Genomic DNA, 17,308 nt, shown 5'->3' on the forward strand with positions numbered 1-17,308 from the left:
TTTAAAATTCGAATAGCTAAAAGGAATACGTCAAACTAAGGCAGGCGGCATTTTGTTGATGCCCTATACGTACCCAAAATGCCGGCTTACAAAATATATAATTTACATGTTTTAAAACCTGAACGATCTGAAACACAGAGCAAAATGCCGGTTTCCCTTCGATCAGACGCATGTCTCCTTTTTTCCATTTTGATGAACCGGACCACGAACGAAAACCTTTCCTCCTCGCTGGTTAGTCTTGCATTGAACGTGAAATCAGCTGACGGGCAGCAGCCGTGTTTCGCCCGGTTGTATGCTTATGCCAACAGCTACCTGCGAACAAGTAATGCAGCTGTTAAAAGTACGCCGCCGGCGCCTGTTGGTCCGTCTGTGCTTCGCGAACTGATGATTAACGGTCGTTCGCAGGAGGATATCTGTCGAGGCCGCGGCCTCTCCCGAACCGAGATGATGCGCAAACTCAGACAGGAACTTCAGCGTCTTCGGTAGTAGACATGGGCAAGAGGTCAAGGTACCAATAACCATGTGTTTCGTTTATATCTGAGGAAGTTTTGAACCCGAACGAACGGAAAACTACATCGCCGCGTTTAAAGGTAATTTTATCTAAAAAAAAGGGCGCCCGATAGACGAAGCTATGGTATTCACCATTTTCCCCGCAGGGATCAGTACCCGGCAAAAGTAACTTAATTAGTTCAGGCCCTACTTCACGGCCAAGAGCGGGCCGCTGGTTTTCAAGTACGCAACACAGCAGTGCGCCAAAGTTCTTTCTCCGGAATTCATCGAGGAGGACTTTGGTATCTTCTGCCCAGATCGGAAAACTGCAGGTTACCCCGTACGCCGCAAGCTGCTTTTCGCGATAGTCGCGCAGATCCTGCAGGTGGATGTCGCCAAAAACGGAATGGTAAATACCCTGGTTTTTCAGAACAGCCCAGTGCCCGCGCATGCTTTCAGCATAGGCAGACATCGTCTGGTTTTCGGGCACATAAATCTTGTAAAGGGGGATGCCTGTTGCGGCAGCCTGAAGATCAAGCATCTCTTCGCGGACACCATGCATGGATACACGACCATGATCGGCATTGACCGTGGTAAGCAAATAAACAACTTCGATATCACCGGCTTCAAGAACCCGGTTTAGTGCCAAAGCACTGTCTTTACCGCCGCTCCAGTTAAATACGGCTTTAGTTCTTACCATGTTCCCTCAACAGTGCATCATAAAGAACCCGCACGCCGGTCACAGCCTTATCGGCTATCGGTCTGGTATTGGCGATGCCGTGGGTGGCGGGTATATGCGGATCAATGATGTATTTTTTTACATGTTCAGGCACATAATCGATAAGACCCGCTGCCGGATAGACCGCCAGCGAGGTGCCGATTACCGCAAATATTTCAGCCGAGGAACACAGTTCGGCGGCAGGAATAATCATAGGGACCTGTTCGCCGAACCAGACAATATGCGGACGAAGCTGGCTGCCAAGTTCGCAAACATCGCCCATCCTGATACCGTCGGCGCCTGCCTGGTAAATAAGTTCAGGATTTCGGGTACTGCGCGCCTGCGTGATCAGTCCGTGCAGATGCAAAACATTCAGGCTGCCTGCGCGCTCATGCAGGTCGTCTACATTTTGTGTAATGATCGTAACCTCAAAGTATTCCTGAAGCGCCGCGAGCAACCGGTGTGCATCATTTGGTTCGGCTTTCAGCACCTGTTCCCGACGCTCATTATAAAAGCGCTGAACTTTTTCCGGGTCCCGCAGCCACGCTTCGGGCGTAGCCACTTCTTCCACACGGTGACCTTCCCAGAGGCCATCGCTGTCCCGAAAGGTCTTCAATCCGCTTTCGGCGCTGATACCCGCACCGGTAAGAACTACCAACTTTTTCATCATTCGACAATGTATAGGGCAAAAAAAACCCTTCCTGGCGGAAGGGCTGTATTTTAAGCGGCTAAAAGTCCGGGTCTTTTCAAGGCCGGGTATTTTGCTTTGATAAACTCAAATGCACCAAACATCAAACTACCGTAGATCAGTGTTCCCGCGAGGAAGTTCCGCTCGAATGGAATGGCCCGTTCCAGGCAAAGCCAGAATCCGGCAGCATCCTGCGTATATGATGGATTTTGAAACCATACGCCGAAATCTGTTACGATCCAGTGAATAACTACGGTCACCATGGCGGCGGCAAATATATTCAGCACTTTTGGTCTCCTGATGATCAGGCGACCAGCAAGCACCATAAGCGCAAAGGCAAGATAGGTCCAATGCCAGCCATCGTAAGAGAATCCATTGCTGTAGGCTTTGTAAATGGTATTTGCCAGAACAAAATCGCTCAGGAACAAACTCAGTAAGGGAAATGCAAAAGCCTTGCCCCAGCTCTTGAAATAAGCACCACCAAAAAGCGCAACCGCGCCTATTGAGCTGAAATTGGCAAATGCCAATACGTCTGTATTAAAGGTAACGAGCAACCGGAAAAGCGTGATCAGCAAAATGATACACACCAGGATGACGGTACGCGGGTTAAATTGCACTTTCGACATGTTATTTAATTAAAAAAACAAAGTTAAGACATTCCGGGAATAAAAAAAGCGGGCTGCGCCCCCTTAGTCGGGGAACAAAAACATCGAGGTAAAGTAGTAACTTTCATCGATAGTTCCGTTCATCACCTTGTTAAACGGCATGCGTTTTTTCAGCGCGCCGGTTTGCGCATCGTGAAAATAAAGCGTGTTCACGGTGTAGTTACTCCCAAATCCATCTTGCACACTGGTTGTAACCAGTTCATTCCGTTTTCCGTCAAAACCGAGGTTCTTTTTGTAGAAAGACTGCTTGTCAGGCATGATGATGAACGGCAGTGCCAGGCTTTCCTTTTTCCCGGACACGTACCGGTACAGCTCCTTTCCTCCGCCAAAACTTGCGGAGCGCACCAGGTACACCGTATTCTCTCTTGTAGAAGCGATGATCGGCGATGGGTACCATGCAAACCATGTAGATGAGGTTGTCCAGGGTAGCTCTACGCTATCGGCTACCAGCGTTCCGGGATCGATGTTGTAAAGAAATTTACCTTTTGTATACCAGACCTGCTTGTCTGGTGTCTGGGCAAAGCCTTGAGTAACGCCTTTGATTTTTTTTGCTACCGACAAGTCAGACCGTTTGTAAATAACGGCCCCCTCCGATTGCGATAAGGCAAAGATATGCGTACCTGCATTCAGCAGATCGCCTACCTGTCCGGATGCAGCCGCGAGTTTTGTATTAGCCTTCATGCTGCGCAGGTCGAGCAGGAAGATGCCGTTAGAGCTGCTCAACAAGGCCGTCTGGTCGTCGAGGCCGGCGATTGCCCGGAAGTCATTCCCCGTACCGCTCATCCGTCCGGTTTCTTTAAAGGTTTTGGCATCGACAGCAATCACAGGTCCGCCGGCTTTGTTAACCAGATAAATCTTGTCGTTGAGTTTTGCCGCATACTGAAGCGTTGATGAAGCCGTACCAGCCTCTTTACCCTTGTTTTCTTTCAGGAAAACACTATCTGACAGCTGTTCGGTACTATACCGGAAAAAACTTGCTTCTCCGCTCCCACGGCCAAACCAGCCCTCATGAATCAGAAAAAAACCATCTTCATATTTTCCCACAACCGGATCAATAGGGTCAGGAACAGCAGTTTCTTTCTGACAGGATGTAAACAGGATGACCGCTGCTGCGATCGCGGCGCCAGAACGGCTCATTTTTTTTAAAAACATGTATATGAAAAGAAGTTAAGGATTTAACAGTTTCAGGTCGGCAACGCCGGAAATTTCGGTGGAGAGTTCACCGAGCCAGCCCATATTGGCCTGAATACCGGTCTGAATTTTTATAAAGTCGATGCCGGTTAGCACAACTTTGTTGCCTTTTGCGTCGATTGCATTGTCAAGGTCTAAGCGGTCTTCAAGTGCAGAATTATCTGCATAACCAAATGGGAATGCCAGACTTTTCACCGAAGCAGGGTTCGACATGTCAATATTTGAAGAGGGAAGCACCACGCCTTTAATGGTGTAAGTATTGGAAGTAATCCACTCCGGGTAATAGGCTTGTTTGTGAAAGGTGTTTGTCTTCACGACGCCAGAGTTACCCTTATTGTCAGTCCATGGAACATCGCCTGTTGCCGGATTGGGACGCGTATATGTTACCTCATAGTCCCGCACATAACCGGCTTTGCCGTATTCGCTTCCTTTCAGCTCGTACCAGGTATCATCAGCCTTGCCATTGCCGTTTATATCCTGCATGACATACACGACACCAGGCTCTGCAAAGTTTGCAAAGGCATTGTTATAAATCACGATGTCATCTTTCCCGGCAATATTTGCAACCGTGTGGTCGAAAGCCAGTTCAATGCTTCCGCCCCAGGCGCCAAGTGAAACCAGGCCTTTTTTGCCGAGAATTCCGTTGGCGCTTTCCAGGTTACCTGGCGCTTTGTTAATAAATTGCCCGGGTGCCGGATTGTAGGCCAGCAGCTGTGTAGCGTAAGCATTACTGCCTGGCTTCGGGTCTCGCGGTACGAAAACGCCCTGGTCTTCGTCTGCCGGCGTTGATTCTGTTTTTTTACATCCGCCGAGGGCGAAAAAGCCTGCAAGCAATAGAATGAGGTAATGTGGATTAATGTTCTTGTTCATAGGTAAGATTACTTATAACTATACACGAATACAGCACGTTGTGGAGTTGTTCCTGTAGCAAAGCTGAATATTTTTTTTCCGGCGGCTGAGAAATATATGGCTTCGCCGGATGGGGCGCTGAATTTTGAGTCAGTGAGCAAAACCGCTTTATCAAACGGATTAACCGTCAGTGCGTAGGGGCTCGTAAACGTGACCTGATCCTGAATGAAGTCATTCTTTTTCACAAGTGTCATGGGATCCAGGGAGCCAATGAAAGGCTTGCCATCACGGTAAAGACCGCCAACTGCCAGCGCGGTATTATCAGAAAAAACCATGCTATTAATTTCAGTGTTCGCACTCGACATCACCTGGTCAGTCACCGTGCTCAGTTTTACAACCCCGCCACCAGCAGCTGAGTAATCGGCGGCATATCCCACAAGCAGCGTTCCGTCAGGGCCGGCAGCAATTGTTGTTGGATTCAACCCAACCTCGACGTCTTTCAGTTTGCTCAGGTCAGCTAAACGAAGAACCGATACCGAATTATTTTTGCCTGAACCGGGTACAGTATAGTCATTTGCCGTGTTAATAACGTATAGTTTCCCATTCGCAATGGCAATGCCTTCAAGTGCTGAGCCGGCAGCAACTTTCTTATCAACCAGCAGGCTTGCTGTGTCTATCTGGCTGATGCTTCCATCATAGGCAGAAACGTAAGCCTTGCTACCGCTGAAAGCGACCGAACGTGGCATGACCCCCTTACCATTTTGATTAAAAGAAATCTCCTTAATTAGTTTGCCTGTATTCACATCCATGACCACTACGAACGACTCAGCGGTAGTAAGCGATCCGGATACTACACAATACATTTTGCTCCCGTAACGCTTCAGATCATTGGCGCTCTGACCCAGTGCCCGACCATTTACTTTCTGAAATATATCGGCCTCTGTCCGGTTGCCGGCAATATCGTGATAACTTATGGAGCTGTTATTTGCCGGCCAGGCGCCCTCATTCAGCACATAAATTCCGACCGTTTTGTCGACTACCGGCTCCGGTTTGATCTTTTCCAGTATCTCGTCTTCTCCGGTTTTGCTGCATGAGGCCATAACGAATGGTAAGGCGAGGCCAGCAGCCAGCTGCATCAGTTTTTTGTAGTTTTTATTCATGTTCTATTGTGTTTTTTTGAGAAATGCAATGTGTGCCGGGATGTCGCCGGTGGTAACCGACCATTTAAGTTTTCCGTTGCTGCCAAAGCAGTGCAGGGTTCCTGGCGAAACATAATCTTTTGCGTCGGTAAGTAGGATATCTTTGTTTTCCGGATTAACAGCTATGCCATATGGCATGGTGATTCTGCCCGGCTGGTCCATCCCGTCGGTTATAAAGGAGCGTTGAAGCGGTCTTTCTGTACGCAGATCGAGCATGGTATAACTGATCACGTTTTTGCCTGTCTGATAATTAAAGGCGGTGCCGCATATGTAAGCCGTATCGGCACTGATATCCAGATCACTTATAGCCAGATCAAAGCTAGTTTTGACCCGGTCGGCACCGGTATCAATGACATAAAGTTTTGGGGGAATGTCATAATAATCGCCGCGCGAACTCACGTAAAGATCACCATATGCATCAGCGCGCACCCGGTGCAGGTTGATACCTACATCAATCCGCTTTGTTTCGCGAAAAGTGCCGAGATCAATAACTGAAAGTGTGCGTTCATAATTTGGCGCGCTGTATCCTCCGGAGTTTGCAACAAACAACCGGCCGCCCACAACCGCCAGTTCTTCCGGCTGTCGGCCAACCGTCACCCTGCGTGTAATGCTCAGCGAAGCCGTATCAATTTCACTTACACTGCCCTGGGGTGCATCCGGATCTCCGACGACCCCCAGATAGGCGGTTACATATGCCTTTCCGCCGGAGAATGTGATGTACCTGCAATTATCCAGATTGATCTGTCTCAGCCTTTTATACGTTCGGGCATCAAGCACCTCGATCTTATTTGAAACATTGACTACCACATAAACCTTGCTGCCATAAACGGCCACATCATTGCCAACATCACCTAATCCGCTGCTTCCGGGGTTGCCCTTGCTAAAAACGTCGCTATGATAGGTCCCGGTGCCGTAGTCGAAATAATCGAGGGCAGCCTTGTTCATGTTCATATTTCCCTCATTGAGCAAAAAGAAACCCGATACGCGGTTAAGCGTTTCGGCGGGTACGGGCTGCCCTTCTTCCGGTTCGGGCCCCAGGTCCTTCCGGCAGCCGCTAAGTACGAGCATGGCCATAATGAAGCAACACATTTTTCTACAAGCCATGCGTTTCTCGTTTTGCATGATCAAACTGCCAGGAAAGGCCCAGCCGGTAGTTGCGGCCGGGCATAGGAAAATTTTTAACCACGTCATATTGCTGATTCAACATGTTATTTACTTCCAGATTTACGGACAACAGCCTTCTGCCAGATTGCGCCCGGTAATGGAGCGACAGATCGTGCGTATACCATGGTTGCAGGTAGTTGGAACGGATATTGGCTTTCTGGGCATAGCGCTCGCCCGTATAGACGAAACTGTAGCTCAAGCCTGCTGCACCATAATCTGCACTGGCGGTGAAGGTTCCGCTGTGCTTTGGAATGTATAGGATCTGCTGTCCAGGGGCCGCACCAGGGGTCGTTTCGATCGCCTTTTGAAAGGTGTAACCAAACAGTAATGTAAAATCCAGTTTGCTGCCTGCCTGGCCGGCCATACGTAAGGTAGCATCCAGACCTCTGATTTCAACCTCGTCCAAATTGATCATGGCCCAGCGAAACAGGTTCTGCCCGGGCACGGCCACAATTTTATCAGTTACCTTATTGTAATAAACATCCGCCTGTGCGTCGAGTGTGCGAAGTACTCCGCTGCCCAGGTTATTGGCAGAGGTAAGGCCCAAATTTATTTGCTTTGCATACTCGGGTCGCAGGAACGAATTACCTGAGAAAGTATAATACAGATCGTTGAAACTGGGCATTCGAAAAATCTCCTTATAGAAACCTCGAAGGTGTATGGGAACTTCGCTGACCGCTTGCCAGTTAAAAGAAACAGATGGCGTTAATTTCCTGAAATCGTTTGCCTGCAGGTAATACTGTACATCTTCATCAACTACGGTCGACAGCAGATTCGCCTCAACCAGGAAATTTTTAAGTTGTAACCTGCTAACGGCTGCTGCTAATAACGTTTGCCGGGAAGGATAGGGAAAGCGGTACAAATTCGCACGCATATCGTTAAGCTGGTAGTCGCCTGACAGACCTATCTCCCAAAATCCGGTAATTTCATATTGAGATGATAACGAGGCATATAATTCGTCTGAACGAAACAGGTTGTTTAAAAAACCTGCATCCGTGGTAATCTCCGGATCAAGATATCTGAGCCGGTCATGGCTGTATTTTCCGGAGAATGACCATGCAAACCGTCGGCCGATTTGCCGCCTGTATTTTCCCTGTACAAACAGATTGTCGTCCCACTGCCGCTGTCGCGCTTCAAAACGGTTGGATACGATTGCCCGGGGCAGCCCTCGCTCCGAGCTGTACTGATAAAACTTCAAATGCCACGCCGCCAGAGAGTCGTTGGGACCAAAAATATCAGCTTCGTTTCTTACCGACCAGATATCAGTGTTTTGCCTGACGGCGGATGTATCTGTTGTTCCGATCCGGCTTCTGAAACCATAGCGTCCGTTGGCGTTTAAGAATTCGCTATTGATCCTGGCTGAAATCCGTCTTCCCAACTTTTGTTCGATGCTTAGCGATGGATTGACGAATCCATATGATCCGCCTTTGAGTGCAACGCGATAGCGCCGGGCCAGCCGGCCTTCGAACACAGGCCTGCGGCTTTCCATATAAATGGCTGATGCGCTGGCATAGGCCCTTGCCGGCAAAAGCAAACCCGGTTTCTGTCCGTTATACAACGAGATCAATTCCATGTTATCAAGAGAGAAACGCCCGAGATCGACCTGTCCGTTCTGCATGTTTCCCAGTTGCACGCCATCATAGAACACACCGACGTGATTTGTTCCCATGCTGCGCACATTAACCGTTTTAAGGCCGCCGATACCGCCGTAATCTTTAAGTTGCACCCCTGAAAAAAACCGGACCGCATCTGCAACCGACAGGCTGTGCATACGGCTAAGCTGCAAGCCTGACAGGACCTGTACGGGAACAACGGAGCGCCGGAGCTCAGGAACAAGCCGCTCGCGGATCTGTACTTCTTCGAGTTGTCTGAACCGCTGGACAGAATCTGATTGCGCAAAAGATCGGCCCGCCATCAATGTGGCGAAAGACATGCTAAAAAGCAGGATCTTGCTAAAAACGGGTTTGCGATCGGTCATTGCATACAAATAAATACGGCAAAGGCGGTAAAGCGAAAGACAGCAGCATACACGTGCTGCGTACAGTTTTCCGGCTTCAGTCCGCGAAAGCCATGAAATTATGTATCAAAGGCAGGTCTTCTGACTTACTCCCGGTTGGTCCGCCTTCCCTCCCGTAACAGGAAGTGGCATTCGATTGGAAACCGTTAACAGAGTTTACAGCTGCGCGACAGTTACGGATTTTCACCGTATTCCCTTTTAATCTTCAGCCCGGCTGTACCGGTGAAGAACCTTTTGATGCCGCGAAGGTAGACATTTTTACCCATTTTTTTCCACCGCAGGTCCAGCTGTCTGCGAAAAGCCTAATTTAGCATACGTTAGCTGCCATAGCTTAAACTCCTTCGCATGAAAAAATACATTTTTATCTTGTTCGCCATGCTCCATACCGCCGCCATGGGTCAGGAAACTGATACCACATTTCTTAAAAAATTATTCGAATCAAAGCCTGAGCTGTTTGGAGGTATATTGAACCACCCCGCTAACAATGAGGTGCAGGTGCTTTATACCCGGATTGATCGTGATGCGCAAAACCGGCCCAGCTTCAGCTCATACGCATACAATCTTGACCCGCTGCATTATTTTTATCCGGCCAGCACGGTGAAACTTGCGGCCTGCATATTTGCCCTGGAAAAGGTGAATTCGCTGAAGAAAACCGGTTTGACATCTAAAAGTACGATGCTGACTGATAGTTCATCTGCAGGTCAGACTTCTGTACTGGTCGATGCCAGTGCTGCGAACGGGCTGCCTTCGGTTGAACACTACATCAAGAAGATCCTGCTAACCAGTGATAATGATGCCTTTAACCGGCTGTATGAATTTATAGGCCGGGCTGAGATTAACCAAAAACTGAAACATTACGGGTTGCTGCATTCGCGGATCCTGAATCGTCTGGCCATCGGCGATGCCGGTGAACCTGCCAGACATACCAATCCTGTCAGATTCTATAATGGAAGCAAGCTGGTCTACCGGCAGGATGAACAATACGATCCGAAAGATTATCCGCTTAATCTGACACATACAACCATGGGCAAAGGCTATCTGGACAGTGCAGACCGCCTGGTAAACAAGCCCTTCAGCCTTGAAAACAAAAACGCATTCTCCATAGCTGATCAGCAGTCGCTGATGAAACGTCTGATGTTTCCTGAAGTTTTTCCCGAAACGGAACGCTTTCAGCTTACCAAAGACGATTACAAGCTGATCTATACCTATATGAGCAAACTGCCTGCTGAAAGTAACTTTCCGGCTTATAATGAGAAAGAGTTCTGGCCAAATTATGCAAAAATGCTTTTTTATGGCAGGGATAAGACCACTGTGCCTAATCCTGACGTCAGGATATTTAATAAATATGGCGACTCATACGGTTACATCATAGATAACGCATACATTGTAGATTTTAAAAATAAAGTCGAATTTCTGCTCACGGCTGTTGTTCAATCAAATGAAGACGGCATTTATAACGATAACCGATACGAATACGAAACGGTGTGTTATCCCTTTATGAAAAACCTTGGCCGGTGCATTTATGAAATTGAGCGCACGAGAAAAAAAGACAGCCCTGCAAATCTCGATCACCTGCGTATGTCATACCAATAGTTATTTTTCGGCTTCAAGCTTTTTGCGCGCAAGTTGTAAGCCTGCCGCCGCCTCTTCGGGCAATACAGGGAACTGCGGATTTATCTTCTTTAATGTCTCTTCCAGGACCGTGCTTATGGCCAGCCGGGCAAACCACTTTTTGTCTGCAGGAATCATGTACCAGGGGCAATCGGACGTCGATGTTTCTGCCATCGCTTCCTTGTAGGCTTCCATGTAATTATTCCAATGCCTGCGCTCTTCAATATCTCCGGCGGCGAACTTCCAGTTCTTTGCAGGATCGTCGATACGCTCCAGGAACCGCTCCTTCTGCACCTCCCTCGACACATTGAGAAAAAATTTCAAAACCGTTGTACCGTTATCATGAAGATGCTGCTCAAAGTTTCTGATCTGCGCATACCGTCGTTTCCAAAAATTTTTATCAATGTCTTTCACATTCCTGATACCCGGAATATTTTCTCTGAGAATGTATTCAGGATGCACCTTACAAACGAGCACACTTTCATAATGCGAACGGTTATGAATGCCGATTTGCCCCCGTTCAGGTAATGCAAGCACATGACGCCATAAAAAATCATGACCATATTCGACAGCGCTGGGTTGTTTGAAACTTCGCACCATGGTGCCCTGCGGGTTCAGCCCTGACATAACATGTTTAACAGCGCTGTCTTTGCCCGCTGCATCCATAGCCTGAAAGATAATCAGCAACGCGCGTTCACGACCCGCATACAGCCGCTCCTGATAGTCTGCCATGCGCAGCTTGCTTTCTGTGAGCAGCATCGCCGCCGTTTTTTTATCATACCCCTCGGGTGCATCTGTATCAAATTTAGCCGGATTGGCGTTCTTGTGGTTTTTGACTTCGTATTCGCGGAAGATATCTTTCATGTACGGGTTATTTGAGGTTTATGACAACCTGGTTTGAAAAGGCTAAAATTTAGAGATACGCTAAAAATTAAGTAAATTAAATCTGTTAATTTGCATATTGGTTTTAACACATTTTAACAAAGAACCATTTATCTTTTTTATCATATTTACGGCATGTTCAGGGAAATCCGAAATAAATTTTTACGCTACTTCACGATCACCGTTTACTTTATCATTTTATTCTTCTGCGCGCTTCAGATCAACTTTTTATGGCTCTTCGGATATTCACCCCGTAAACAAGATATCAAGCTTCCTAGTTTGCGTGTTTCTTCAGAATTATATACTTCCGACGGAAAGCTGATCGGACGTTACTTCAAAGAGAACCGTACACCCGTCGATTACGATCAGATTTCGCCTGCCGTGATCAACGCCCTGGTTGCCACAGAAGACGTTCGTTTTTACAAGCACTGGGGTGTAGACTTTCGTTCCGTTTTAAGCAGCGGCATATCGACCGCTACCGGCGACCGGCGCGGGGCAAGTACGATTACGCAACAGCTGGCAAAGAATCTTTACCGTACCAGGTATAATAAATCTCAGGGCGTTGTGAAATATATTCCGGTGGTACGTACGGTAATTTTTAAGCTGAAGGAATGGATGACCGCAATAAAGCTTGAGTCAAACTACAGCAAAAACGAGATCATCACCATGTATCTGAATACGGTTTCTTTCGGCAACAACGCCTATGGTATAAAAACCGCGGGTCGTGTTTATTTCGATAAAGATACCAAAGCGCTTAACGTGCCCGAAGCGGCGCTGATTGTAGGCATGCTCAAAGGAACCAGCCTCTACAATCCGCTTAAGAACCCTGAAAAAGCGCTTGAACGACGCAATGTGGCCATCAGCCAGATGGAGAAGTATAACTATGTGACCCCTGAACAGGCTGCTGCATACAGGAAAACGCCGCTTAGCCTGCGCGAGGGAAGGCTTGAAGATGGCAGCGAGGGTGATTCTTACCTGCGTTCGGCAGTAGCCCGTTATCTTGACAAATGGTGCACAGATAATGGTTACGACCTTTATGAAGATGGGCTCAAAATTTATACAACCATCGATTCACGACTGCAGAAATATGCAGAAGAGGCCGTAGGCGAACAAATGAAAACGCTTCAGCGCCGCTTCTACAGCGTCTGGGGAAATGAAGACCCCTGGTATGACTCCGAAGGCAATAAAGTCGACTACCCTACCCGCGCTAAAAAAAATCTGCCGGTGTACGCGCAATTAGTAAAAAAGTTTCCTAACAACCCGGATTCTGTCGATGCGTATTTCGAACGCAAAAAAAAGATGCGGGTATTTTCCTGGAAGGGTGAACGCGACACACTCTTTTCCACAATGGATTCAATCCGTTACTATGGCAAGATCATGAACACCGGCATGATGACGCTGGATCCCTTTTCGGGAAAAATCAAAGTCTGGGTAGGTGGAATCAATCACAAATATTTTAAATATGACCACGTCAATCAGGCCAAACGCCAGGCCGGTTCAACGTTTAAGCCTTTTGCCTATCTGACTGCATTAGAGGAAGGCATGAGTCCCTGCGATAAGTTTACTGATAAACCTGTCAGCATTCCGTATGTAGAAAACGGGCAGCAGAAAACCTGGGAACCTAAAAACGCGGACTGGAACATCACCTACCGGGAGATGTCACTTCGCTGGGCCATGGCGAAATCAGTAAATACCATAACCGCACAGCTTACTGAGCGCGTTGGCTGGGATAATGTTGTGAAATGGGCAAAAGACTGCGGTATAGACAGTCACCTTGAATCTGTACCTTCTGTGAGCCTCGGTTCTAATGATGTCTCCGTTTTTGAAATGGTAAGGGCTTACGGAACATTTCTGGCCAATGGTGAACGGACAGATCCAATCCTGGTTGAAAAAATTGCTGACAGCGAGGGCAACGTCCTGGAAGAGTTCAAAGCGAAAACGAAAAAGGTGCTTTCTGACGAAATTTCCTGGCTGATGTTATATATGTTCAGGGGTGGCATGGAAGAACCGGGCGGCACATCGCAGGCGCTTTGGGAATGGGACCTCTGGAAGAAAAACAACCAGATTGGCGGTAAAACCGGAACGTCTTCAGATTATGTGGATGCCTGGTACATGGGGATAACGAAAGACCTGGTAACCGGTGTATGGGTGGGCTGCGATGAGCGCACTGCACACTTCAAAAATGGCGAACAGGGCGAAGGGTCGCGTACCGCCCTCCCTATTTTTGCCAAGTTTATGGAGAAAGTTTATCAGGACCCCAACAGCGGTTATACCTATGGCCCTTTTCCAAAACCGAAAGGCAAAATAGAGCGTACGTACATGTGTCCGAGCCCGCGAATTGTAGAAGACACGACATCGGCTGACACCTTACTTACCGATTCACTGTCTACCGACTCCATTCCATACACAGATGCGCCAGCTGAACAAACGCAGCCACAGCCCGAGACGCAAAAGCAGGAAGACAAAAAGCCTGAACAGCCGGTAAACCCTGCCCTGCCTGCAGCCCCGGCAACCAAGCGTGAGGAACGTGAGCAAAAGAGAAAACAGCGCCAGGAAGAACGTGAAAAAAGAAAACAGGATGGCGAGTAAAACAAAAATCTGTACACTGCTTAACCCGGCCGGTAAGGCAGCATTTATAACAACGAATACCAAACCACACCGAATATGATCAAAAAACTTACCCTCTTAAAAAAGATTGTTCCAGTCTTGTTGTTGCTGTTTTGTACGGCACCGGTAGCCCAGGCGCAGTACTTCGGGCAGAATAAGGTTAGGTACAAAAATCCCGATTTCAAAGTGTTGCAGACGCCGCATTTTGAGATCTATTACTACCTGAAGAATGAGAAGCTGGTGCAGAAGTTTGCGCAGGACGCTGAAACATGGTATAAAATGCATCAGGAGGTTTTCAGGGATACATTTTTTAAAAAGAACCCGATCATCCTTTATTCCAATCACCCTGATTTCCAGCAGACAACCGCATTGCAGGGCGAAATTGGCGTAGGTACGGGCGGTGTTACGGAAGCGCTGAAGAACCGTGTTATTATGCCGGTAATGGAGCTGAACAGCCAGACGCGGCATGTACTTGGTCATGAGTTGGTGCATGCCTTTCAATATCACGTCTTGCTTGAGCGCGATTCCATTCCCCTTCAGAACATTGGCGAAACACCGCTCTGGATGATTGAAGGGATGGCCGAATACCTCTCTATCGGAAAAAGTGATGCCTTTACATCGATGTGGATGCGCGATGCCATGCTTAACCGTGACATACCATCGCTTAAAGATTTGACCACATCAAATAAATATTTTCCGTACCGCTATGGCCAGGCGTTTTGGACATATATCGGATCCCAGTACGGTGACACCACCATTGTGCCGCTGTTTAAAAATACCGCGAAATATGGATATGAGAACGCCATCAGGTATACTTTCGGATACGATGATAAAACGCTTTCCGGGCTTTGGAAAAATGCCATCGAGCAGCACTACCGCCCAATGCTTAAAAGCGACAGTTCACAGATCAGACTTGTTGGCACAAAGATCATAGACAACAGGAATGGAGGAAATATGAACGTGGCACCGGCGGTAAGTCCGGATGGCAAGTATGTGGCGTTTCTCTCTGAAAAGGATCTTTTCGGTATTGATCTTTTTCTTGCTGATGCTAAAACGGGACGAATTATCCGCAAGCTGACAAGCCAGGTGAACAACAGTCACATTGATGATTTTAATTTTATTGAATCGGCCGGAACCTGGTCTCCCGACAGCAAAAAATTTGCATTCAGCGTTTTCAGCCGCGGAAAAAATCAGCTCATGGTTGTTGACATATCGAATGGCCGGGCCCTACTCAGAACAGATATGGGTGAGGTGGAGCAATTTGGCAACCTGACCTGGTCACCTAACGGAAAAGACATCGCCTTCTCAGGAATGAAAGAAGGGCAAAGCGATATTTTCTCTTATAACCTCGATACAAAAGCCGTGACTCAGATCACAAATGATGTGTTTTCTGATTATGCACCGAGTTTCTCGCCCGACGGAACCATGATCGTCTTTTCTTCAGACCGCGGTGCTATTGAAGGTGGAAATACCGCCGCCGTCAATCCGATCAACTTAGTTGTATACAACATTCCTGAAAAAAGCATCCGTAATATTGATGTATTTAAAGGTGCAAATAACCTGAATGCTGTATTTTCGGCTGACAGCAAGAGCATCTTCTTCCTGTCTAACAGGGATGGTTTCAGAAACCTGTACCGTTACAATCTTGGTGCCGGCGATGTCACACAACTTACAGACTATTTTACTGGGATAAGCGGAATCACCGAGTTTTCGCCTGCAATTTCGGTGTCCCGGAATGACGATATTGTTTACAGTTATTACCGCTATCAGCGCTACACCTTATACAATGCTCCGGCCAGTTCATTTCGTGGCAGAAAGGTAGAGGCAAACGAAGTGAACTTCGACGCAGCGATCCTGCCGCCAATGGAGAATCTCGGTGTAAACATCATCAATTCGAACCTTGGCAACTTCAACAGGTTTGAACGCACAACCCAGGATTCGATGAAGCTGGTGCAGTATCGCCCGAAATTCAGACTTGATTACCTGGCTAACAGCGGCGTTGGTGTATCTACAAGCCGTTTTGGAACTGGTGTTCAGGGTGGTATTGTCGGGATGTTCAGCGACATCCTAGGCGTTAACCAGATCATAGCCAACCTGTCGGTGAACGGTGAGATCTATGATTTCGGCGGTCTGGTCGGGTACATTAATCAGAAAAGCAGGATCAACTGGGGTATTGCTTTATCACACATTCCGTATGTCTCCGGTTTCAGCAGTATTGGCGCCGACCGCCTTCCGGGAAATAACGGCAGCGAGATCCCGGTTACGAATCTGCGTACAGATATTATCCGGACATTTGAAGAGCAGGCTCAGGTTTTCGGTGCATACCCGTTCAACAAGGTTCACCGTTTCGAACTGGGTGGAGCGTTTTCCCATTACAGTTACCGGATAGACCGCTACAGTAATTACTATGATCCATCAGGTTATTATATTGGCGCCAACCGTGCGCGCGTATCGAATGAACAGGCTGCTCAGGAACTGGGTGTGCCATTTAACGCCTTCACGATCTTTCAATTAAACACTGCATTTGTCGGCGACAACTCGATCTTCGGGATTACAGCTCCGCTGGATGGGTTCCGGTACCGGATTGGCGGCGAAAAATATTTCGGAGACTACTCATTTACCGGCTTGACGGTTGATTTGCGCAAATACTGGCGCATCAAGCCTGTCACGCTTGCCGTGCGGAGTTACAACTACGGACGCTTTGGCCGCGAAGGAGATTTCCTTTACCCCCTCTTTCTCGGTTATCCATACCTGATCAGAGGTTATGAGGCCAATTCGTTTTACCGGAACAGTTCAGGTAATTCAGGAAACTTTAACATCAATCAGTTATCCGGAAGTAAGATTGCGGTATTCAATTTCGAAGTTCGGCTTCCGTTTACCGGGCCAAAGAAACTTTCTGCAATTCCATCGAAGTTTTTGTTCAGCGATCTTAACTTTTTCTTTGATGCAGGTGTAGCCTGGGATGAAGATTCCGAAATATCATTCGAGCGCGATCCCGGTACAGCGGTGACACCGCGCGGCCTTCCGGCAAAACGCGTCCCTGCGCTGAGTGCAGGTATTTCTGCACGGGTGAACGTGTTTGGCTATTTCGTGATCGAACCTTATTATGCGTTTCCGTTTACCCGCACCGATTTAAGTACGCCAGGCGTATTTGGACTTACTTTCGCACCCGGCTGGTAGGAAAACAGCTCTTGTGTATAAAAACAAAACAGGCTCATGCATCTCTGC

Annotated in this window: 13 protein-coding genes and 1 riboswitch; of the genes, 4 read left to right on the top strand and 9 right to left on the bottom strand. The window is 47.8% G+C overall.

What is annotated here, in order from left to right; translation table 11 throughout:
* Nucleotides 1-192: 192 nt before the first annotated feature.
* Entirely contained in the window at nucleotides 193-486 is a 294-nt protein-coding gene (locus tag EJV45_RS10730) for a hypothetical protein (RefSeq protein WP_129715679.1), read from the top strand.
* Here EJV45_RS10730 and EJV45_RS10735 read toward each other — a convergent pair.
* The 8 genes from EJV45_RS10735 to EJV45_RS10770 all read right to left on the bottom strand — a co-directional run bounded on the left by EJV45_RS10735 (nucleotide 458) and on the right by EJV45_RS10770 (nucleotide 8,941).
* Nucleotides 458-1,189 (bottom strand): ATP-binding protein, encoded by a 732-nt coding sequence (locus EJV45_RS10735; protein WP_129715680.1) that lies wholly within the window; start codon nucleotides 1,187-1,189, stop codon nucleotides 458-460. The two genes, EJV45_RS10730 and EJV45_RS10735, sit on opposite strands and share 29 nt — an antisense overlap.
* Nucleotides 1,176-1,877 carry an NAD-dependent deacetylase gene (locus tag EJV45_RS10740; protein WP_370291319.1) on the bottom strand — a complete coding sequence of 234 codons (702 nt, stop codon included), beginning with the start codon at nucleotides 1,875-1,877 and terminating at the stop codon, nucleotides 1,176-1,178. Before EJV45_RS10740 ends, EJV45_RS10735 begins: the two co-directional genes overlap by 14 nt.
* Nucleotides 1,878-1,927: 50 nt before the next feature.
* Entirely contained in the window at nucleotides 1,928-2,521 is a 594-nt protein-coding gene (locus tag EJV45_RS10745) for a DUF6580 family putative transport protein (RefSeq protein WP_129715681.1), read from the bottom strand.
* A gap of 63 nt (nucleotides 2,522-2,584) precedes the next feature.
* Complete coding sequence (locus EJV45_RS10750; protein ID WP_165305036.1) at nucleotides 2,585-3,697, bottom strand: DUF5074 domain-containing protein; 1,113 nt, start codon at nucleotides 3,695-3,697, stop codon at nucleotides 2,585-2,587.
* Between the two features lie 30 nt (nucleotides 3,698-3,727).
* Nucleotides 3,728-4,621: a cell surface protein gene (locus tag EJV45_RS10755; protein ID WP_129715683.1), complete on the bottom strand. Its 894-nt coding sequence runs from the start codon at nucleotides 4,619-4,621 to the stop codon at nucleotides 3,728-3,730.
* Nucleotides 4,622-4,629: 8 nt separating this feature from the next.
* A complete protein-coding gene (locus EJV45_RS10760) occupies nucleotides 4,630-5,760 on the bottom strand; it encodes a YncE family protein (RefSeq protein WP_129715684.1) in 1,131 nt (376 codons plus the stop codon).
* Between the two features lie 3 nt (nucleotides 5,761-5,763).
* Complete coding sequence (locus EJV45_RS10765; protein WP_165305037.1) at nucleotides 5,764-6,903, bottom strand: YncE family protein; 1,140 nt, start codon at nucleotides 6,901-6,903, stop codon at nucleotides 5,764-5,766.
* Nucleotides 6,893-8,941 (bottom strand): TonB-dependent receptor, encoded by a 2,049-nt coding sequence (locus tag EJV45_RS10770; protein ID WP_129715685.1) that lies wholly within the window; start codon nucleotides 8,939-8,941, stop codon nucleotides 6,893-6,895. Before EJV45_RS10770 ends, EJV45_RS10765 begins: the two co-directional genes overlap by 11 nt.
* Before the next feature lie 92 nt (nucleotides 8,942-9,033).
* Nucleotides 9,034-9,230, bottom strand: a riboswitch (cobalamin riboswitch).
* Nucleotides 9,231-9,325: 95 nt separating this feature from the next.
* Here EJV45_RS10770 and EJV45_RS10775 point away from each other — a divergent pair.
* Nucleotides 9,326-10,573 carry a serine hydrolase gene (locus tag EJV45_RS10775; RefSeq protein ID WP_240755257.1) on the top strand — a complete coding sequence of 416 codons (1,248 nt, stop codon included), beginning with the start codon at nucleotides 9,326-9,328 and terminating at the stop codon, nucleotides 10,571-10,573.
* On the opposite strand, the gene EJV45_RS10780 is transcribed toward EJV45_RS10775, so the two are convergent.
* Nucleotides 10,574-11,455: a PPK2 family polyphosphate kinase gene (locus tag EJV45_RS10780; protein WP_129715686.1), complete on the bottom strand. Its 882-nt coding sequence runs from the start codon at nucleotides 11,453-11,455 to the stop codon at nucleotides 10,574-10,576.
* Between the two features lie 153 nt (nucleotides 11,456-11,608).
* Between EJV45_RS10780 and EJV45_RS10785 the strand changes: the two genes are divergently transcribed.
* Both EJV45_RS10785 and EJV45_RS10790 read left to right on the top strand, forming a co-directional pair.
* Complete coding sequence (locus EJV45_RS10785; protein WP_129715687.1) at nucleotides 11,609-14,062, top strand: transglycosylase domain-containing protein; 2,454 nt, start codon at nucleotides 11,609-11,611, stop codon at nucleotides 14,060-14,062.
* Nucleotides 14,063-14,137: 75 nt separating this feature from the next.
* On the top strand, nucleotides 14,138-17,260 hold the full coding sequence (locus EJV45_RS10790; protein ID WP_129715688.1) for a basic secretory protein-like protein: 3,123 nt from the start codon (nucleotides 14,138-14,140) through the stop codon (nucleotides 17,258-17,260).
* The last annotated feature ends 48 nt before the right edge of the window (nucleotides 17,261-17,308 follow it).

This window comes from Pedobacter sp. SYP-B3415 (assembly GCF_004138205.1).
Classification (GTDB): domain Bacteria; phylum Bacteroidota; class Bacteroidia; order Sphingobacteriales; family Sphingobacteriaceae; genus Pedobacter.